Genomic DNA, 18,298 nt, shown 5'->3' with positions numbered 1-18,298 from the left:
GTCAATCGGTATTGCGTTGGTTGTGGCTGGAAACAAACTGACGGAAACGCTCAGTCGGCAAGCCTTCAAACAGCTCAGCCGGTGTGCCTTGTGCGTCAACCAACCCGCCATGCATATAAAGGACTCGGTTCGACACGTGGCGTGCAAAGCCCATTTCGTGGGTCACCACTAACATCGTGCGGCCTTCTTCGGCCAATGAGCGCATTACCCGCAGCACTTCGCCCACCAGTTCCGGGTCGAGGGCTGAAGTGGGTTCGTCGAACAGCATGACTTGCGGGTTCATCGCCAAGGCCCGGGCGATGGCGACGCGCTGTTGCTGGCCGCCGGACAAATGCGCGGGGTAGTAATCGCGGTGCTCGTACAGGCCGACTTTGTGCAGCAGTTGTTCGGCATCTTCGATGCACTCGGCACGCGGGCGTTTGAGCACACGCATCGGGCCTTCGATGACGTTTTGCAGCACGGTCATGTGCGACCACAGGTTGAAGTTCTGAAACACCATGCCCAACCGGCTGCGCATCCGTTCAACCTGGCGCGCGTTGCTTGGCAGCAGGCGACCATCACGACGACGGGCCATCTCGATGGCTTCGCCGTCCAGGCTGATGGAGCCTTCGTCCGGGGTTTCCAGCAGATTGATGCAGCGCAGAAAGGTACTTTTGCCCGAGCCGCTGGCGCCGAGAATCGAGATGACATCGCCTTTGTGTGCGTCCAGGGAAATGCCCTTGAGCACGTGCGCCGGGCCGTAGGATTTTTGAATGTTGCTCACCGACAGGGCGGTGTTTGATTGAGAAGTCATGACCAGCTCCGCAGCGAATTAGGGATTAGTGGGTGATGTAACGGCCGTTTTTGATTTAGGCGAAAGCCCGGCCGGTCGTTCACGAAGATGAGGCGAAAGACGGTGCTCGATCCAGGCCACCGCGCGCACCACCAGAAAATTCAGCACCAGGTAAATCAACGCGGCGCAGAGGAACACTTCCATGGTCCGGTACGTGCGCTGGATGATTTGCTGGGCGACGCCGGTGACGTCCCACACCGTGACCAAACTGGCCAAGGCGGTGGATTTGACCAGCAGAATCGCTTCCGTTGAATACGCTGGCAGCGCCTGACGCAACGTCACCGGCGCAATAATCCGGTACAACAAGGCCCACGGCGACATACCAATGGCCTGCCCCGCTTCGATTTGCCCATGGGGCACGCTGAGCAGACCGCCCCGGATGATTTCAGCGGTGTAGCCGGCCGTACACATGGCGAGGGAAAGCACCGCGCACCCGTAGGGAGATTTCAGCACCACCCACATGAAACTGTCGCGAACCGCCGGGAATTGACCGAGGCCGTAATAGATCAGGAACATCTGGATCAGCAGCGGCGTACCGCGAAAGATCATGATGTAGAAACGCGCCGGGTAACTGAGGATGGCCCAGCGGCTTACGCGCATGGCGACGATGCCCAGGGAAAGGGTCAAGCCCAACACCAGCGAGCAAAAAAACAAGGTCAGCGTGGTAGGCAGAGCGGCCAACAATTTGAGCATGGTATCGGCGAGAAAGGCGAAATCGATCATGGGCTATTCTCCTGTCTCAAGACTGTGTAGGGCTGCGACGCTGCGTGCGGCGCACTCGAGCTTCAGCGATATTGAAAATGCGCCCCGAGAGCCCGGTAAGAACCAGGTACAACGCGCCGCCAACGATATAGAACGTAAAATATTGTCGGGTCGAACCGGCCGCCACCTGACTGGCACGCATCAATTCCACCAGACCAATCACCGAAATCAGTGCCGAATCTTTCAGACTCATCTGCATCACATTGCCCAAACCTGGCAGCGCGTAACGCATGATTTGCGGAATCAATACCCGCCTGATGCGCATGGCTTTGGTCATGCCGATGGCCAGCGCGGCCTCCAGCTCGCCCTTGGGCACCGCAATGAAAGCGCCGCGATAGACTTCCGCCTGATATGACGCAGAGATCAGTCCTACCGCTATGGCACCCACTAAAAACGGTGGGACATCAATGTAACCATCGGCCCCAAACCAGTGGCCGACCGCAGACACCACGGTGGCGCCACCGAAATAGAACAGATAGATAACCAACAGCTCGGGGATGCCGCGGAACAGAATTGAATACAGATCCCCCAAGCCTCGAAATAAGCGTCGACGGGATAACTTCGCCGCTGCAATCACGCCGCCGATCAGTGCGCCGATCAACAACGCCGCCAGCGTCAACAACAGTGTGGTGCCAGCAGCCTTGAGCAGCGCCATGCCCCAACCCGTGTCACCGAAGCTCAGCATCTGCAAGAGATTCATATACAGGTTCCTGCGAGTAGCTTATTTGAATCCCGGCGCCGTTAAGGCGCCAGGTATGCCAGCCTCACGATTTCGGAGTCAAATCCAGCTTGAACCACTTTTCGCTGAGTTTTTTAACCGTGCCGTCAGCCAATGCTTCTTTCAGCGCGGCATCAAACTTGGCTTTCAAATCTGCATCTTTCTGACGGAAACCCAACGCCTCGCCGTGGCCCCAGATCGGACCGGCAATCTGTGGTCCGGTGTACGCCAGGTTTTTGTTTTCCGGCTTGTCCATCAACGAGTTCAAGAAGGTCACGTCGTCAAAATCCACATCGATTCGGCCAGCCTGCAAGTCGAGAATAGCTTCTGCCGAGCTGCTGTATTCACGAACGGTGGCGACGTCTTTGAACTGTTCATCGATGAACGGGGTGTAGACCGTGCCCGATGCAATACCGATGGTTTTGCCCTTCAGCGCGGCACGCAAATCCTCGACACTGGCGCGAACTTTTTTCGCATCGGTGCCCAGCGTAATGCCATCCGCCTGACCGGTTTTACCCGGCAGTAATTTCGCGTCGAGCGCGACAAAACTCGCGGGGGTGCTGGCGTAAGGAATCGAGAACGCCATGACTTGTTGGCGCTCTGGGGTGATCACGATCGCGTCCATCAGCACGTCGAATTTGCCCGAGTTCAGGCTGGCAATCATTCCGTCCCAGTTCTGCACCACCACGTTGCATTTCAGTTTCATGCGCTGGCAGAGGATGTCCATCAACTCAGGCTCAAAGCCGCCGATTTTGCCGCCTGGCAACGTCAGGTTCCACGGTTCGTAAGCGCCTTCGGTGGCGATGTTCACCGACGTCCAGTCTTTGGCATGCACAACCGGTATAAACGCCAGCGCTGCTGCACTCACCGCTACAAATCCAAACCAACTGATTTTCTTCGACATCGTCATCCTTCCCGCCTAAGCCAAATAAGAACGTGGTGTATAAAAAGCCACTAAACGTGGTCCCCTATGCTTGTACATACAAGTACTAGCAATTTAAACGCCAACTCTGGAAACCCTTCTCAAAAAGTAACCAGGCCGCAGCCTGACAGGTTTTGAGACAGAATTTGACGGTGGTTCGTTCTGAACGATGCTCGGCAGCGCACTGAATTAAGGACCGAACGTTACTTTCCGAACCAAAAGTGTGCAGTGGGGATGAGTCGCTCTCATTTTGAAAGAGCTGCCGAACGCAGGCGTTGCGCATGGGACGCAGCCCGGCGTCGAAACAGTGCGGGATTATTCCTACGGGGTCCTACGGGGTTTCAGGTAAGGTTGCCGATGCCGTTTCTTCACTCTTTTTAGCTTTTCACAGGAGCCCAGCGCAGATGAGCAGCCCGTACACAGCAGTTTTTCTCGACCACACGTCCCTGGACCTTGGCGACCTGGACTTCAGCGCACTGCGGGAAAACTTCAGTGATTTGCAATTGCACAGCAGCAGCACGCCACAACAGATCATTGAGCGCTTGCAGGGTGCGCAGGTCGCGATTACCAACAAGACCGTGATCGACGCCCACGCATTCGCCTCGTGCCCGGACCTGAAACTGGTGTTGATTACCGCCACCGGCACTAATAACGTCGACTTGGCCGCGGCTCGGAAACACGGGGTGGTGGTGTGTAATTGCCAGGGTTATGGCACGCCGTCCGTGGCGCAACACACTTTAATGTTGCTGCTCGCGCTGGCCACACGCCTGCCGGATTATCAGAGCGCTGTACAGCACGGTCGTTGGCAGCAAGCGAAACAGTTTTGCCTGCTGGACTTCCCGATCGTCGAACTGGAAGGCAAAACCTTGGGCTTGTTGGGCCATGGCGAGTTGGGCGGCGCAGTGGCGAAGCTGGCTGAAGCTTTTGGAATGCGCGTTCTGCTCGGGCAAATTCCCGGCCGCCCTGCCCGCCCGGACCGCGTGCCATTGAATGAGCTGCTGCCGCAAGTGGATGCATTGACCTTGCACTGTCCACTCAACGAGCACACTCAGAACATGATCGGCGCTCACGAACTGGCATTGCTCAAGCCCCATGCGTTCGTCATCAACACCGCACGTGGCGGCCTGATCAATGAGCAGGCGCTGGCCGATGCGCTACGCAACGGGCATCTCGGCGGAGCCGCCACCGACGTCTTGACGGTCGAGCCACCGGTCGACGGCAATCCGTTATTGGCGGGTGATATTCCTCGATTAATTGTGACGCCACACAATGCCTGGGGCAGTCGCGAAGCGCGGCAACGGATCGTCGGCCAGCTCAGCGAAAACGTTGAGGCGTATCGCGCTGGAACCCCTCGACGCGTTGTCAGCTGACACGCTCGCCGACGAAACGTTTAGACTTCGCCTCTTTTGCAGGAGCTAAAAATGGACCCGCGCAGCGAAGTACTACTCCGTCAGGCCGATTTGTTTCAGGGCTCGTTGCTTCTGGCGGGTTTGCCTGCCGACGATCTGCTCGGGAAATTACCGAACGCCCATGGTTGGTGCTGGCATGCAGGCGACCAAGCGAGCCTCAATGCAAGTTTTGAAGGTCGCACTCACTTTGGCGTTCAAGCGCCGGAGCAACCATTCGACGCCGCCGTGGTTTTTTTGCCCAAAGCCCGCGATCTGGCCGATTACGTTTTGAATGCGTTGGCGTCGCGCCTGGCCGGACGCGAGTTGTACTTGGTCGGTGAGAAGCGCAGCGGAATCGAAGCCGCCGCCAAGCAATTAAGCCCCTTCGGCAAACCACGCAAGCTCGACAGCGCTCGCCACTGCCAGCTATGGCTGGTCACGGTAGACAACGCCCCGCAAGCCGTCGAACTGGAAAGTCTTGCCCAGCATTACGAGGTCGAGATGGAAGACGGCCCACTCAAAGTTGTCAGTTTGCCGGGCGTATTCAGTCACGGTCGATTGGATCGCGGGTCTGCGCTGCTGCTCCAGCATCTGGACAAACTTCCCAGCGGCAACGTCCTAGATTTCGGGTGTGGCGCCGGTGTTTTGGGGGCCGCCGTCAAACGCCGCTACCCACACAACACCGTCACTTTGTTGGACGTCGATGCATTCGCGACCGCCAGCAGCCGTCTGACTTTGACAGCCAATGGACTGGAAGCTGATGTATTAACCGGTGACGGAATCGACGCCGCACCGATGGGGTTGAGTACTATTCTGAGCAACCCGCCGTTCCATGTGGGCGTCCATACGGACTACCAAGCCACGGAAAATTTGCTGCGAAAAGCACGTCTTCATCTGAAAACCGGCGGCGAACTGCGCTTGGTTGCGAATAGTTTCCTGCGCTACCAGCCGTTGATCGAAGAGCATTTAGGGGTTTGCGCAGTAAAGGCAGAAGGCCAGGGTTTTCGCATCTACCGCGCCAAACGCGCTTGAAATAAGCACTTGCCGAATCTCAATCGTGTAGGCAGAATCCGCACCGTCCTAGGGGAGTAGTCTCCCGCGAGCCTTCATGCTCGCCCGGCACGTATCAACATACTTGGTCAGCAGACCATGGTGCGTGCGACCCAGATCCGCTCAGGCGAATCGGTGGTTTGACCAGACCTATGACACGAACACCTTACCCAGGGCGGGGAGGTTGTACGTGTCATAGCCGTGTCTACCCGCCCTTAGGAAAAACCTGATGCTGGAATCCCTGCTGGTCCCCACCGCTGTTGTTGCCTTGGCCGAAATCGGTGACAAGACGCAACTGCTCGCCCTGATTCTCGCAGCGCGCTTTCGCAAGCCTTGGCCCATCATCGGCGGCATTGTCGCTGCCACTCTGGTTAACCACGCCGCAGCCGGTGCAATAGGCGCATGGTTCGGCAGTCTCTTTTCAGATGCCACATTGCATTGGATTCTGGCCGCCAGTTTCGTCGCCACCGCGCTCTGGACTTTGGTCCCGGACAAGATGGACGACGACGAAGGCAACTCAGCCCGCAAGTTCGGCCCCTTCGTCACGACGCTGATTGCGTTCTTCATCGCTGAAATCGGCGACAAGACTCAGATCGCGACGGTGATGCTCGCCGCGCAGTATTCCCACCTGTGGCTGGTCATTCTGGGTACCACGGCAGGCATGTTGATCGCCAACGTGCCGGTGGTGTTGGCCGGTAACTTCGCCGCCGACAAACTACCTCTCACCCTGATTCGTCGCTTGGCGGCTTTTGCGTTTTTCGTCTTGGCTGTGGTCGCCGTTTACAAGGCCATGCAGGTCAGCGGCTGGATTTGACACCTCCTCCAGCAACCTCGGAGTTAGGTTGTCAGCGACAACCCGACTCACTCAATACCCCGCGCCACCCAGCCAAGAGCATCATAAAAGGCATCTCCATGCTCAATAACGACGCGTACTCATTAAATACAGTCCTTTTGTCACCTTCCGCTCAGGTTTTTCAACGCATGGGCCGATAAGGCAATACAGGCGTAATGTCACGTCGGGAGCCCTTATGAAGTTCAAGTCAATCCAGTCTTCCGTGGCTGCACTCGCCGGCGCCATTGTTCTCAGCGTGGTGGCGACGCTTGTGTTATACGCGCTGTTTTCCGGGGCCCGCACTCAGGCACTGGTGGATCAACGCACCCAAGCTCAGTTCGAACAAGCCGTCGAACAGCGCCTCACCGCTCTGGCTCAAACAGAGACCAGTGAAATCAAGCGCGAATTGGAATCGCCATTGCAAATCGCCGCGGGTCTAGCCCGGGTCAACGCCCTGATCGGTATGAAGGACGGTAAAGGTCAGCCGCAGTTGAACATTAGCCGTGAACAGCTAATGAATATGCTCCACGAGACCGTGGTTCAGAATCCCAAGATTCTCGGTTCGTACATCGCCTGGGAGCCTGGCGCGCTGGAACATAACGATGGAGCCTATGTTGATCCTCCGTTGCTCGGCATGGATAAGAGCGGAAGAATGTTGCCGTGGTGGTACCGCAAGCAGGACGGCAGCCTGGCGCTGGAAGCGCTGGCCGATGTAACAGATCAAAAATTGTTGTCCACCGGCATTCGTGCCAGCGAGTACTACCTGTGCTCAAAAGATACCCACAAAGCCTGCGTCATCGACCCTGCGCCTTACCGCGTCGGCGACAAAATGGTGATGCTGTCTTCGTTCATTCAACCGATCCTCGTCGATGGCTCGTTTCAGGGCATTGTCGGTGCTGACCTGTCCGTGAACTTCATCCAGGACATGCTCAACCTCGCCGATCAAAAGCTCTACAACGGCGCGGGTGATATGGCCTTGATCGCCAGTAACGGCCGCTTGGTGGCGTACACCAAGGACGTCAGCAAGCTCGGCGAAAAAGCCAGCGATATTCTGGATGCGAGCAAAATGGCCAGCCTCGGCCAGATCGGGCTGGGCCAGGTGCGCTACGAACTCGACAAGGAGCACAGCCGCATCTCACTGTACCTGCCGTTCGGTATCGGTTCGACCGACGCGCGATGGACACTGATGCTGCAACTGCCGCTGGACGCCGTCATGGCCGACTTGCAGAAGCTGCAAAGCGATCTCGCCGCCCAACGCAAAACAGATATTTTCGGTATGACAATGGTCGGGTTGCTGATCGCAGGCCTGGGCTTGCTGGTCATCTGGCTGGTAGGCCGCGGCATTGCCCGACCACTGAAACAAATGGTGACGATGCTTGATGACATCGCCCAAGGCGAAGGCGATCTGACACGTCGTTTGAACAGTGACCGCGCGGATGAACTGGGCGCCATAGCGAAGGGGTTCAACACTTTTCTCGGCAAATTGCAGATGATGATCACCCAAGTGGTGACCTCGGTTCAGCAGGTCAGCGACTCCTCTGAGCACACCGCCGATATCGCCATCCGCACTCATCAAGGGGTACATAAACAAATTAGCGAAATTGACTTGGTCGCCACTGCCGTCCATGAAATGACCTCAACCGCCCACGATGTCGCTCGCAACGCCACTCACGCAGCGTCCGCCGCCAACCATGCCGATGAAGCGGCGCACAAGGGCATGCAAATCGTACGGGACACCTCGCAGTCGATCAGCTCGCTGGCGGTAGAAATCGGAAGAGCGGTAGGTGTGGTGCAAACCTTGGCCAAGGACAGCGAAAACATCAACGCGATTCTGGTCGCGATTCGCGGGATCGCCGAGCAGACAAACCTGCTGGCGTTGAACGCGGCCATTGAAGCAGCTCGCGCCGGTGAACAGGGCCGTGGTTTTGCGGTGGTGGCCGACGAGGTGCGCAACTTGGCACAGAAAACTCAAAAAGCTACCGAAGAAATCCAGACCATGATCCAGCAGTTGCAGTCGGGCACCCGCCAAGTAGTCAAGGTCATGGAAGACAGCCAAGCCAAAACCGACGAAAGCGTGGGCCACGCGGCGCTTGCGGCTGAAGCCCTGGAAACTATCACCAAGGCCGTGTCGGTGATCAACGACATGAACACCCAAATTGCCAGCGCGGCCGAAGAACAAAGCGCGGTAGCGGAAGACATCAACCGCAACGTGATCAACATTGGTCAGGTAGCACACGAAGTCGCAGGCGGTGCCGATGAATCCAGCAAAGCCAGCGCGGAATTGACCCAATTGGCCGAGCAACAACGGCGGTTGATTAATCAATTCAGGGTTTGAGCAAACCCAGGAGCTAACTTGTTGGCGAAGATGTTATGCGAAATGCCTGACACACCAAGGCGTTGCTCATATCGCCAACCAGTTGGCTACAGATTCGGATGCATCAAAGCGGCGTCAAACACTCGGGGGCGTTGAGCTTGGGGTCGTTGACCAGATTGGCCAACTCGCGTTCGCGCAACGCTGATTGAGGGCTGGCCAGTAGCGCTTGCAGGATCTGGATCGGAGTTTCCGGATTAAGCCAGGCGGCTTGCCCCTGCGCATCGAGGATCAGCGGCCGGCGCTGACTGGCAGCGGCCTGCGTAACAACGGCGACACTCAGGTAGGTGTGTTCTTGAACCGGATACGCTTCCCAAATTCCGGCGAAAAATAATGTCGAGCCCTCACTCGGTGTCAGCCAGAACGGCCGCTTGCGGGTGGTGCCGCGCCATTCGTAAAAGCCATTGGCGGGTAACAGGCAGCGTCGCTCTCTGAATGCTTGGCGAAACATCGGCTGCTCAGCCAAGGTTTCAGCGCGGGCATGGGCCGGCGTACGGGAAAGATCTGTTAACCATGGCGGCGTCAGACCCCAACGCGCTCGGGCCAACTGGCGCTGACTATCAGCACCCCGCAGCATCAATACCGAGTCGGCTGGGGAGATATTCCATTGCGCCTTTTGGTCAGCAGGAAAACCGGGCAAAGCCGCAAACGCGGGATTCCAGCGAAACAGCGCATAACGTCCACACATGAGGGCAGTAGATTCTCGTCTGAAAAAATCTGCTTCAGTAGCAGATTTCTGAAAGCGGAACCCGACGCCTGTCAGCAAATCAAGACGTCAGGAAAAGTGTCAGGTTCGTCTCCCGACAGCGGCATGGCAGCATTGTACGCGGTGATCAGTTGCCGTGCCTGATCAGCCTGATCGTTGTCCACTGACAGCCCCAGCAAACCAAATACGGGCAACTCGCCGACGCCGCCGAGCAAATGCCCCCCCGTTAGATGAGCTTTGACCCCTTCACTGGCGAGCATGCCCTGCAGCAGTTCGCCCTCCATCAAGTTCTCCGGTTCGTAGACTTTTTGCATCATTCATTCTCGCTGCGTACGTCTAGGTTCCATTCTTCGCCGTCGGTTTGCAGATCGAACACAATCGGTCGGCAGCACACCGGGCAATCTTCAATATAACGCTGATCGCCGCCGGATAAATCCAGCACGGCCTCCACCGATTCGCCGCAGTAAGGGCAGTCGTAAGCCTGTATTTCCTGCATCACGGTCTCCGAGAAGAGTTATGCGTATAATCGCGCTCAATTTGAAGGCTGGTTCTTTTAATCAGCGGGTTTGACGGCACTTTTCAGACCCAGCCTACCTCTACATTAGCGATTTTCAACAAGAGAGCATGATGGGCGAATTCGATGCCATCCGACCTTACGACGACGCCGAGGTCCCAGCTGTACTGGCGCGTCTGCTTAGCGACAAAGCACTTCTTGAAATCTTGACTCACTTTCGGTTTCCCCGCCTCGCCAGCGCATTCGGTTGGATACTCCGACCTCTTATAGCTCATCGGCTGCGCCGCGAGTTCGACGGGGTGCATTCGGTCGCAACGCTGCAGGACAAGGTCGAGGTTTATATCGACCATACCATTGAGCGGGCAACCGATGGTGTGACTTATACCGGCGTTGAGCAGCTTAAGTCCGGGAGCGCCTATTTGTTCTTGGCCAATCATCGCGACATCGTTATGGACCCGGCCTTTGTCAATTACGCGGTGTACCACGCCGGTCTGCCAACGCCGCGAATTGCCATCGGTGACAACCTGCTGCAAAAGCCCTACGTCAGCGACCTGATGCGATTAAACAAAAGCTTTATCGTTCACCGCTCGATTGCCGGGCGTCGGGAAAAAATGGCGGCCTACCTACTGCTGTCGGCGTATATCAATCACTCGATTCGTAGCGATTGCCAATCGATCTGGATCGCTCAGGCCGAAGGCCGCGCCAAGGACGGTGACGACCGCACCGAATCAGCGATCTTGAAAATGTTCCATATGAGCCGCAAAGACGAGCCGTTCTGCGACGTGATCCAATCGCTGAACCTGACGCCAGTGTCGATCAGTTACGAGTACGATCCGTGCGACCGCGCCAAGGCCCGCGAGCTGTATATTCGCGCAACCACTGGCACCTACACCAAGGTGCCCGGCGAAGATGATGTCAGCATCGCCCTTGGTATAACGGGTTATAAAGGCCGGGTGCACGTGAGTTTCGCAGCGCCTATCTCCGAGCCGTTCGACGACACCAAGCAACTGGCAATCGAAATGGATCGTCAAATCCTCGGAGGGTATCGCCTGTTTCCTGCGCACTATCTGGCATATGCGCAATGGGCAGATTCGGACCCGACGCTCGCGGTGCCAGCGGCGGCGCAGATTTTCCCGGCAGACGAATTGGCCCGCGCCCAAGCAGAATGGCAGCGCCGCCTGGATACCTGCCCTGTCGAGCACCGGCCGTTCTTGGTGTTGCAATACGCCGCCCCGGTACGCAACCAATACCGGGTTAAGGCGGGCTTGGCGCTTTAAGCCTTTCGCCGATAACAAAATGGCGCCCTATGGGGCGCCATTTTTATGAGCCGATGAACGGATCATGCATTTGAATCTGTTCGGTCGACTGATCTAAATGCTTCACCTCAAGCGACTCAAGTCGATGCGTCTCTTGATTTACACGGCGACAGCGTGGGACGACGATAGATTCTTGAAATTAATTTAGAACAGGTCACCGTAACGTAACGTGAACCGACCACTGTATGGCACCTCGATACCTGACTAGACACCTACAGTGAGCCCGATATGTTGCATGCACAAAACCAGGATCGCTTGTACCTGATCGCTCAAAGTGATGAACAAGAAGCGCTGATCGACGCCCTTGCCTTCAACGTGCAGGACCGCCATTGGCTGGTCTACTGCGCCTTGGGCGGGCACCAGCACCACGACCTACCAGACCTGGACCTGCAAGCCGGTTTAAATTTTCTGGGTTTTTGCCAAGAAGCAGCGTGAGAGCAGTGTGTAGGAGCGCGCTAGGCCGCCCCTACACACTCAGCATTACTGACCGAGCATTTGTCCGACGGTCGGGTCTTGGAACAAGCGGGTCAGGGCATCACTTAATACATCGCTGACAAGCTTGGTGTTGGTCTCTTGATTCGGCGCCATACCGAAACGCTGATCAAGCGACGCCGCATAACGACCGTTGTAGCTTTTCCCGTTGTTGACTACGTCAGCGCGAAAGGTCGCGGAGATCGTTGCTTCAGTCACGTACAGGCCTTCTTTAGGCGATTGATACTTCAGGTCAGCGAGGGTCACGGTCAACTGAGGCACGTTACCGCTATTGCCACTCGGGGTGTAGCCAAGCAAACGCACAGCGGCTTCGGCTTGTTGCTGCAATTTAGGCAGGATGTCATTTGGCTGGACGCTGACAGCACTGGTTTCCGGATACAAACCACCGCGCGTGCCCAGGGTGGGCGAGGCGCGACCGTCAACGACACGAACCACTACCGGCTGGCCATGACCTACCGCAGCGAGTTGACTCGTGAGTTTGGGTTGCGGGCTAAGTTGTTGCGGGCTGTTGGCACAGCCGACCAACGTCAAACTGCTTACAGCAATTAAACCGAACAACAGGCGATGCAACATACTCATCTCTCCAGAGGCCAAAAACATAAATGGCCAGCAGTATAGCGGTGCCGATAGTCGGCTCACTAGCTGAAAATCAGACCTGACACGCTCTGCATCAGTTCCTTGCCCTATGCCCTGTCGAAACTCCTTTTCAGCTGCAAAAAGGCATGTGATGTAGTAAGGAAGCTCTTGCTGACGCTCACTGGAGCAATGCAAGGCTTTTTATTGTCATTACGCGTTTTGCGCCGCAGCCATCATCATGGCGCTTCGCCGCCTAGGGCTGCTGGATAGAGAGAAACAGACAAAATTTGTCCACAATGGCAGTCACCCTTTTGCCCGATAACGCCCGCACCGCCAAGCCCCAACCATGCGTTAGTCGCCGCCACACTTTGACTCACTGATTCGGCGGCTAATTAAAGTCAGTAAATACGATCAATTCATAGCGTTTCATCGCTATAATCTTGCCCCGATTATAAGGACGTCTCCTGATCGGGCCTCGCAGCATCGCTAATGCTCTTTATTAGCTCCCCGCACCGCCCCACAGAGAGTCGCCCACACAGGTTATTTGCAAGCACTCGTGCTCGCCGATCCGGGTCGAATCGTTCGAATTGTTTCGAGAGTACTCACCCGTCAGCGTCACTCTTGTTTTGCATCCTGCCTGCCAGAACCTGCGTTAACGTCGGTTCTTTTTGAGGTTCACGTCTTCAAAAGAGCGTGAAAAAACGGGTTTTCACTACTTCATAAGAGTGTGGCGAGCAAATGAATAGTTTTGCGTTCTTACATGCACCGTTAACGTCTGATCCAGCCCTGTTAAATGGGGCCCAACGCTGCTGCGCAGTCTCCATGACCGGAGCCTGAAGCCTGTCCACTACGGATTTGGTTGCACAAACGGACGCCTTGACGATAGTCGAATTGCCAGTCGAGCCTGAAAGTGAGTTCATAAGCACTCAAAGCCCGAAGGGTGGCGTCCGCTGAAGATGCAAAAAATTGCGAAGAATCGGACATGGCGATCCTGGCCATAGGTTACCTGGGGCTCTCTCGGATTCAGGCCTCGGCAACAACCGGCAGCTGAGCTCGGGATCGTATGCCGTCAATTTGGTGCTGCAGATTTTGGAGACGCGTTAATGGCGCATAACGAAACAGTTGATGTGGTACTGGTTGGGGCGGGCATCATGAGTGCCACCCTGGCGGTGCTGCTTAAAGAGCTCGACCCCAGCCTCACGCTGGAAGTCGTTGAGCTGATGGATTCCGGTGCTGCGGAGAGTTCCAATCCGTGGAACAACGCCGGCACCGGCCACGCGGGCCTGTGTGAGCTCAATTACACACCGCAAGCGGCTGATGGCTCTATATCTATCAAAAAAGCGGTGCATATCAACACCCAGTTTGAGGTCTCGAAGCAGTTCTGGTCATACATGACCAAGAAAGGCTCCTTTGGTTCTTCAAAATCGTTTATCAGTCCAGTCCCGCACCTGAGTTTTGTCCAGGGCACCGACGGCGTGTCGTTCCTCAAAGCGCGTTTCGAAGCGATGCATACGCATCATGCTTTCTCGGCCATGGAATACACCGAAGACAAAGCCAAATTGGCCGAGTGGATGCCCCTGATGATGCCGGGCCGGCCAATAGATGAGCCTATCGCCGCAACCCGCGTCATGAATGGCACCGATGTCAATTTTGGTGCATTGACTAATCAGCTTCTCAAACACTTGTCTAGCACGCCGGATGCGCAGGTCAAATACTGTAAGCGCGTCACCGGTCTGACCCGAAACGGCCAAGGCTGGAGCGTTAGCATCAAAGACGTCAATACCGGCAACACCCGCGAAGTAGATGCCAAATTCGTATTTCTCGGTGCAGGCGGCGCGGCATTGCCGTTGTTGCAGATGTCTGGCGTTGAAGAAAGCAAAGGTTTCGGTGGCTTCCCGGTCAGCGGCCAATGGCTGCGTTGCGATAATCCAGAAGTGGTCAAACACCACCAAGCCAAGGTGTATAGCCAGGCCGCCGTGGGTTCGCCGCCGATGTCGGTGCCGCACTTGGACACCCGCGTCGTCGACGGTCAAACCTCGTTATTGTTTGGACCCTACGCGGGTTTCACCACCAAGTTTCTGAAACACGGCTCCTTCATGGATCTGCCGCTTTCGGTTCGCGCCGCCAATATTGGCCCGATGCTGGCTGTCGCCCGTGACAACATGGACCTGACCAAGTACTTGGTCAGCGAAGTGATGCAGTCGATGGAACAACGTCTTGAATCGCTGCGCCGCTTCTACCCGCAAGCCAAGGCTGAGGACTGGCGTCTTGAAGTCGCCGGTCAACGGGTTCAGATCATCAAGAAAGACGCAAAAAAAGGCGGCGTGCTGCAGTTCGGCACTGAGCTGGTATCGTCCAAAGACGGTTCGCTGGCGGCCCTCCTCGGCGCCTCTCCAGGTGCCTCGGTGACGGTGTCAATCATGCTCGACCTGATTGACCGCTGCTTCCCGGACAAGGCCCGTGGCGAATGGGCTGCCAAGCTCAATGAAATTTTCCCGGCAAGAGAAAAAGAGCTGGAAAACGATGCGCAGCTGTATCGGCGGATCAACGACCAGTGCAACGAAAGCCTGGATTTGGTTGTGATCAGCAACGAGTCCGAAAGCTTCGCTTGATCGTATCCGCTATTAAAAACGCCCCTGAGGGGCGTTTTTTTTGGGCTAAACAACAGTATCAGCCGCGAGCCTGTTCAATCAGGTCAATGTATTCCTCGGCGTTACGCTGGTCTTTGATCAACGTAACGAAATCCTGACCGTGCTCATTTTTGCCATCAAGGTCCAAACCCGCCGCGAGAAAAAATACCAAAAATCGCTCAAAATCGTTAATCCGCAGACCACGGTAGGCCTTGATCAGCTTGTGCAGTGACGGCGAGGTAGCATCAACCGGTTCGAAATCGAGGAACAATTTGATTTGTTCATCGCCGATTTCATCGCCAATCACCTGCCTTTTATCTTTACGCATTACTGCTGACTCCAACTGATTCGCGATATCACGGGCGGGCAGTTTAACCCTCCCCCGCCTCGGCGCTCAACGCACATGTAGCCCGATGGTGTGTAAACCGGCCCATACATGGCCATCAAGGTTGCTCAACACCAGTGGAAGCAAGGCAGCCGAGCGATCAACAACGTCATGTGCAAGTGTTCCCGAAAACTGGCGTGAACTCAGGCATGTAGGCCGCTTTACATCCCTTTAACCGCATAAATACCGGCTGCATTGCGCCAGTAGCCCTTGTAGTCCATACCGTAACCAAAGATATAGCGGTCGATGCATGGCAAACCTACGAAGTCGGCTTTGAGGTCTGGCCGCGCTTTGCGGTCGTGTTCTTTATCGATCAGCACGGCGGTGTGAACCGCCCGAGCGCCTGCGTGCTTACAGAAGTCGACGATCGCGCCGAGGGTGTGACCTTCGTCGAGAATGTCATCGATGATCAACACATCGCGGTCGATAAACGAGACTTCCGGCTTAGCCTTCCAAAACAGGTCACCGCCGGTGGTTTCATTGCGATAGCGGGTGGCGTGCAAGTAGGACGCTTCCAGCGGGAAGTTGAGGTGCGTCAATAGTTTTCCGGTGAAGATCAGGCCACCATTCATAACGCAAAACACCACGGGATTGGTGTCAGCCAGCGCGGCATTGATCTCGGCGCCAAGACGAGCGATGGCTGCCTCGACTTCAGCTTCTGTGTACAGGCAATCAGCTTCGCGCATGATTTGGCGGATATGCTCGAGATCAGCAGACATGGCGCTCTCCATTGGGTGCGGTGGAAGAAAAGCGGGCAAAGGTACGCATCCGCTTCGGTCAGAGCAAGCATTTCTGGACTAACGTTCGGACAGTAACAGTTGGATAGATTAATCTAGGCCGTTTTTTTGCCCCCGTCGGAGTCTTTCCTTATGCCCATCCGTGAGATCCGCCATCCGCTGATCCGCCACAAGCTCGGTTTAATGCGCCGAGCGGACATCAGCACCAAGAATTTTCGTGAACTGGCTCAGGAGGTCGGTGCGCTACTGACCTATGAAGCAACCGCCGATCTGCCCTTGGAAACCTACGAAATCCAGGGTTGGGCAGGTACAGTGCAGGTCGAAAAAATCGCCGGCAAGAAAATTACTGTTGTCCCGATTTTGCGGGCAGGTATCGGCATGCTCGATGGCGTGCTCAGCCTGATCCCCGGTGCCAAGGTCAGCGCCGTCGGCTTGGCTCGCAATGAAGCGACACTGCAAGCCCACACCTATCTGGAAAAGCTGGTTCCTGAGATCAATGAGCGACTGGCTATGATCATTGATCCAATGCTGGCGACCGGTAACTCAATGGTTGCGGCCATTGACCTGCTCAAGCGCGCAGGTTGCAAGGAAATCCGCGCCATGGTGTTGGTCGCAGCGCCCGAAGGCATTGCCGCAGTGGAGAAAGCTCACCCCGATGTGATGATTTACACCGCATCCATCGATGAGCGCTTGAACGAACACGGTTACATCATTCCAGGCTTGGGCGACGCCGGCGACAAGATATTCGGTACCAAGCAGAAGGAAGCCTGATGAAGCCGGATGAATTCAACGATCCACTCTGGCGCACCGTGCTCTCAGGCGCTCAGATGCTTTTCGTGGCTTTTGGCGCCTTGGTCCTTATGCCATTGATCACCGGCCTCGACCCGAACGTCGCGCTGTTCACCGCCGGGCTTGGCACCTTGTGTTTTCAGGTGGTTACGGGCCGTCAGGTGCCGGTATTCCTGGCCTCAAGCTTCGCGTTTATTACGCCGATTATCCTCGCCAAAAGCCAGTTCGGTCTGGCCGCGACCATGGGCGGGATCATGGCGGCAGGGTTTGTTTACACTTTTCTCGGCCTTGCGGTGAAGATCAAGGGCACGGGGTTCATCGACCGATTGTTGCCGCCCGTGGTCATTGGCCCGGTGATCATCTCTATCGGTCTCGCCATGGCGCCGATTGCCGCCAATATGGCCATGGGTAAAGGTGGAGACGGTGCGCAGTTGATTCCGTATCACATCGCCATGTGGATCTCGATGCCGGCGCTGCTGACAACGGTGGTCGTAGCGGTGTTCGGGCGCGGAATTTTCCGTCTGGTGCCGATCATTTCCGGTGTGTTGATCGGTTTCGCCCTGGCGTTTTATTTCGGCGTGGTCGACGTCGCAAAAATCGCCGCTGCGCCTTGGCTGGCGCTGCCTAACTTCACGGCCCCGGAATTCAACTGGCAGGCGATCTTGTTTATTGTCCCGGTCGCGTTGGCACCCGCCATTGAACACATCGGCGGCGTGATTGCAGTGGGCAGTGTGACCGGTCGCGATTACCTGAAAAAACCAGGGCTGCATCGCACGCTACTCGGTGACGGTATCGCTACTACCGTGGCAGGTTTGTTTGGCGGACCGCCGAACACCACCTACGCCGAAGTAACCGGCGCGGTGATGTTGACCAAAAACTACAACCCTAAAATCATGACGTGGGCGGCGATATTCGCCATCAGCCTGGCTTTCATCGGCAAGTTCGGCGCGCTGCTGCAAAGCATCCCGATCCCCGTCATGGGCGGAATTCTGTGCCTGTTGTTCGGCTCGATTGCTGCGGTGGGGATGAACACTTTAATCCGCCATAAAGTCGACCTCGCCGAGGCGCGCAATCTGGTGATTGTGTCGGTAACGTTGGTGTTCGGTATTGGTGGCGTCTTGATCGGCACCGGCACCGGCCCTAACGACTTTGGTCTCAAAGGCATTGCGCTGTGTGCGGTGGTTGCGATTGGCTTGAACCTGCTGCTGCCGGGCAATGACAGCTGGAAGCACAAGAAAAAACTGGAAGAGATGTTGTAACGCTAGTTGGCTCTCTTCT

19 protein-coding genes, 1 pseudogene and 1 riboswitch are annotated in these 18,298 nt (G+C 56.2%); of the genes and pseudogenes, 10 read left to right on the top strand and 10 right to left on the bottom strand.

The genetic code is table 11. The features are described 5' to 3' along the window. Nucleotide 1: 1 nt before the first annotated feature. The 4 genes from QN378_RS13010 to QN378_RS12995 form a co-directional block, all read right to left on the bottom strand. On the bottom strand, nt 2-793 hold the full coding sequence (locus QN378_RS13010; protein ID WP_323549471.1) for an ABC transporter ATP-binding protein: 792 nt from the start codon (nt 791-793) through the stop codon (nt 2-4). An 18-nt stretch (nt 794-811) separates the two neighbouring features. After that, a complete protein-coding gene (locus QN378_RS13005) occupies nt 812-1,555 on the bottom strand; it encodes an ABC transporter permease (RefSeq protein WP_323549472.1) in 744 nt (247 codons plus the stop codon). A 16-nt stretch (nt 1,556-1,571) separates the two neighbouring features. Further along, a complete protein-coding gene (locus QN378_RS13000; RefSeq protein ID WP_323549473.1) occupies nt 1,572-2,294 on the bottom strand; it encodes an ABC transporter permease in 723 nt (240 codons plus the stop codon). 64 nt (nt 2,295-2,358) lie between these two features. After that, the gene (locus QN378_RS12995; protein ID WP_322201157.1) at nt 2,359-3,216 is read right to left on the bottom strand and encodes a transporter substrate-binding domain-containing protein; all 858 of its coding nucleotides are present in this window, start codon (nt 3,214-3,216) and stop codon (nt 2,359-2,361) included. Nucleotides 3,217-3,638: 422 nt separating this feature from the next. On the opposite strand from QN378_RS12995, the gene QN378_RS12990 reads away from it, so the two are divergent. From QN378_RS12990 to QN378_RS23605, 5 genes and pseudogenes are all read left to right on the top strand, one after another. After that, on the top strand, nt 3,639-4,604 hold the full coding sequence (locus QN378_RS12990; protein WP_323549474.1) for a 2-hydroxyacid dehydrogenase: 966 nt from the start codon (nt 3,639-3,641) through the stop codon (nt 4,602-4,604). Between the two features lie 51 nt (nt 4,605-4,655). Then, entirely contained in the window at nt 4,656-5,654 is a 999-nt protein-coding gene (locus tag QN378_RS12985; protein WP_322201153.1) for a class I SAM-dependent methyltransferase, read from the top strand. A gap of 39 nt (nt 5,655-5,693) precedes the next feature. Then, nucleotides 5,694-5,881, top strand: a riboswitch (yybP-ykoY riboswitch). A gap of 20 nt (nt 5,882-5,901) precedes the next feature. Beyond that, complete coding sequence (locus tag QN378_RS12980) at nt 5,902-6,486, top strand: TMEM165/GDT1 family protein (protein ID WP_322201151.1); 585 nt, start codon at nt 5,902-5,904, stop codon at nt 6,484-6,486. Nucleotides 6,487-6,700: 214 nt separating this feature from the next. Then, nucleotides 6,701-7,981, top strand: a pseudogene (locus QN378_RS23610) (HAMP domain-containing protein); the annotation flags it as partial. 12 nt (nt 7,982-7,993) lie between these two features. Then, the gene (locus tag QN378_RS23605; protein WP_407074513.1) at nt 7,994-8,839 is read left to right on the top strand and encodes a methyl-accepting chemotaxis protein; all 846 of its coding nucleotides are present in this window, start codon (nt 7,994-7,996) and stop codon (nt 8,837-8,839) included. Between the two features lie 103 nt (nt 8,840-8,942). On the opposite strand, the gene QN378_RS12970 is transcribed toward QN378_RS23605, so the two are convergent. The 3 genes from QN378_RS12970 to QN378_RS12960 form a co-directional block, all read right to left on the bottom strand. Continuing rightward, on the bottom strand, nt 8,943-9,563 hold the full coding sequence (locus QN378_RS12970; RefSeq protein WP_322201147.1) for an SOS response-associated peptidase: 621 nt from the start codon (nt 9,561-9,563) through the stop codon (nt 8,943-8,945). Between the two features lie 71 nt (nt 9,564-9,634). Beyond that, nucleotides 9,635-9,895, bottom strand: a complete 261-nt coding sequence (locus tag QN378_RS12965) for a DUF2007 domain-containing protein (RefSeq protein ID WP_322201145.1) — start codon at nt 9,893-9,895, stop codon at nt 9,635-9,637. Next, nucleotides 9,895-10,077 carry a CPXCG motif-containing cysteine-rich protein gene (locus tag QN378_RS12960; RefSeq protein ID WP_322201143.1) on the bottom strand — a complete coding sequence of 61 codons (183 nt, stop codon included), beginning with the start codon at nt 10,075-10,077 and terminating at the stop codon, nt 9,895-9,897. Before QN378_RS12960 ends, QN378_RS12965 begins: the two co-directional genes overlap by 1 nt. Before the next feature lie 131 nt (nt 10,078-10,208). Here QN378_RS12960 and QN378_RS12955 point away from each other — a divergent pair, with 131 nt between their 5' ends. Both QN378_RS12955 and QN378_RS12950 read left to right on the top strand, forming a co-directional pair. Then, nucleotides 10,209-11,372 (top strand): 1-acyl-sn-glycerol-3-phosphate acyltransferase, encoded by a 1,164-nt coding sequence (locus QN378_RS12955; RefSeq protein ID WP_322201140.1) that lies wholly within the window; start codon nt 10,209-10,211, stop codon nt 11,370-11,372. A 267-nt stretch (nt 11,373-11,639) separates the two neighbouring features. Next, nucleotides 11,640-11,846 (top strand): hypothetical protein, encoded by a 207-nt coding sequence (locus QN378_RS12950; protein ID WP_322167752.1) that lies wholly within the window; start codon nt 11,640-11,642, stop codon nt 11,844-11,846. Between the two features lie 45 nt (nt 11,847-11,891). Here QN378_RS12950 and QN378_RS12945 read toward each other — a convergent pair whose 3' ends face one another. Further along, entirely contained in the window at nt 11,892-12,476 is a 585-nt protein-coding gene (locus QN378_RS12945) for a YajG family lipoprotein (protein ID WP_322201138.1), read from the bottom strand. Between the two features lie 1,106 nt (nt 12,477-13,582). On the opposite strand from QN378_RS12945, the gene mqo reads away from it, so the two are divergent. After that, complete coding sequence (mqo, locus tag QN378_RS12940) at nt 13,583-15,091, top strand: malate dehydrogenase (quinone) (RefSeq protein ID WP_322201137.1); 1,509 nt, start codon at nt 13,583-13,585, stop codon at nt 15,089-15,091. A 58-nt stretch (nt 15,092-15,149) separates the two neighbouring features. Here the strand turns inward: mqo and QN378_RS12935 are convergent, their stop codons facing one another. Together QN378_RS12935 and QN378_RS12930 are read right to left on the bottom strand one after the other, a co-directional pair. Beyond that, on the bottom strand, nt 15,150-15,437 hold the full coding sequence (locus QN378_RS12935; RefSeq protein WP_323549482.1) for a PA4642 family protein: 288 nt from the start codon (nt 15,435-15,437) through the stop codon (nt 15,150-15,152). Between the two features lie 218 nt (nt 15,438-15,655). Beyond that, the gene (locus QN378_RS12930) at nt 15,656-16,213 is read right to left on the bottom strand and encodes a hypoxanthine-guanine phosphoribosyltransferase (RefSeq protein ID WP_322201133.1); all 558 of its coding nucleotides are present in this window, start codon (nt 16,211-16,213) and stop codon (nt 15,656-15,658) included. Between the two features lie 150 nt (nt 16,214-16,363). Here QN378_RS12930 and upp point away from each other — a divergent pair, with 150 nt between their 5' ends. Next, the gene (gene upp / locus QN378_RS12925; protein WP_322201131.1) at nt 16,364-17,002 is read left to right on the top strand and encodes a uracil phosphoribosyltransferase; all 639 of its coding nucleotides are present in this window, start codon (nt 16,364-16,366) and stop codon (nt 17,000-17,002) included. Next, nucleotides 17,002-18,279, top strand: coding sequence for a uracil-xanthine permease family protein (locus tag QN378_RS12920; protein WP_322201129.1), 1,278 nt, complete (start codon nt 17,002-17,004; stop codon nt 18,277-18,279). The genes upp and QN378_RS12920 overlap by 1 nt, the downstream gene beginning before the upstream one ends. Nucleotides 18,280-18,298 lie beyond the last annotated feature (19 nt).

Origin of the sequence: Pseudomonas sp. 10S5, assembly GCF_035019745.1 — a bacterium.
Lineage (GTDB): Bacteria > Pseudomonadota > Gammaproteobacteria > Pseudomonadales > Pseudomonadaceae > Aquipseudomonas.
Note: the sequence above shows the minus strand (reverse complement) of the source record. Positions and strands in the feature narration are given on the sequence as shown.

Coding starts and splice junctions, on each gene's coding strand:
- QN378_RS12955 (WP_322201140.1), top strand. CDS start 10,209: ATGGGCGAATTCGATGCCATCCGACCTTACGACGACGCCGAGGTCCCA.
- QN378_RS12935 (WP_323549482.1), bottom strand. CDS start 15,437: ATGCGTAAAGATAAAAGGCAGGTGATTGGCGATGAAATCGGCGATGAA.
- mqo (WP_322201137.1), top strand. CDS start 13,583: ATGGCGCATAACGAAACAGTTGATGTGGTACTGGTTGGGGCGGGCATC.
- QN378_RS13005 (WP_323549472.1), bottom strand. CDS start 1,555: ATGATCGATTTCGCCTTTCTCGCCGATACCATGCTCAAATTGTTGGCC.
- QN378_RS12985 (WP_322201153.1), top strand. CDS start 4,656: ATGGACCCGCGCAGCGAAGTACTACTCCGTCAGGCCGATTTGTTTCAG.
- QN378_RS13000 (WP_323549473.1), bottom strand. CDS start 2,294: ATGAATCTCTTGCAGATGCTGAGCTTCGGTGACACGGGTTGGGGCATG.
- QN378_RS12980 (WP_322201151.1), top strand. CDS start 5,902: ATGCTGGAATCCCTGCTGGTCCCCACCGCTGTTGTTGCCTTGGCCGAA.
- QN378_RS12945 (WP_322201138.1), bottom strand. CDS start 12,476: ATGTTGCATCGCCTGTTGTTCGGTTTAATTGCTGTAAGCAGTTTGACG.
- QN378_RS12970 (WP_322201147.1), bottom strand. CDS start 9,563: ATGTGTGGACGTTATGCGCTGTTTCGCTGGAATCCCGCGTTTGCGGCT.
- QN378_RS23605 (WP_407074513.1), top strand. CDS start 7,994: ATGATGATCACCCAAGTGGTGACCTCGGTTCAGCAGGTCAGCGACTCC.
- QN378_RS12930 (WP_322201133.1), bottom strand. CDS start 16,213: ATGTCTGCTGATCTCGAGCATATCCGCCAAATCATGCGCGAAGCTGAT.
- QN378_RS12920 (WP_322201129.1), top strand. CDS start 17,002: ATGAAGCCGGATGAATTCAACGATCCACTCTGGCGCACCGTGCTCTCA.
- QN378_RS12990 (WP_323549474.1), top strand. CDS start 3,639: ATGAGCAGCCCGTACACAGCAGTTTTTCTCGACCACACGTCCCTGGAC.
- QN378_RS12950 (WP_322167752.1), top strand. CDS start 11,640: ATGTTGCATGCACAAAACCAGGATCGCTTGTACCTGATCGCTCAAAGT.
- QN378_RS12965 (WP_322201145.1), bottom strand. CDS start 9,895: ATGCAAAAAGTCTACGAACCGGAGAACTTGATGGAGGGCGAACTGCTG.
- QN378_RS12960 (WP_322201143.1), bottom strand. CDS start 10,077: ATGCAGGAAATACAGGCTTACGACTGCCCTTACTGCGGCGAATCGGTG.
- upp (WP_322201131.1), top strand. CDS start 16,364: ATGCCCATCCGTGAGATCCGCCATCCGCTGATCCGCCACAAGCTCGGT.
- QN378_RS13010 (WP_323549471.1), bottom strand. CDS start 793: ATGACTTCTCAATCAAACACCGCCCTGTCGGTGAGCAACATTCAAAAA.
- QN378_RS12995 (WP_322201157.1), bottom strand. CDS start 3,216: ATGTCGAAGAAAATCAGTTGGTTTGGATTTGTAGCGGTGAGTGCAGCA.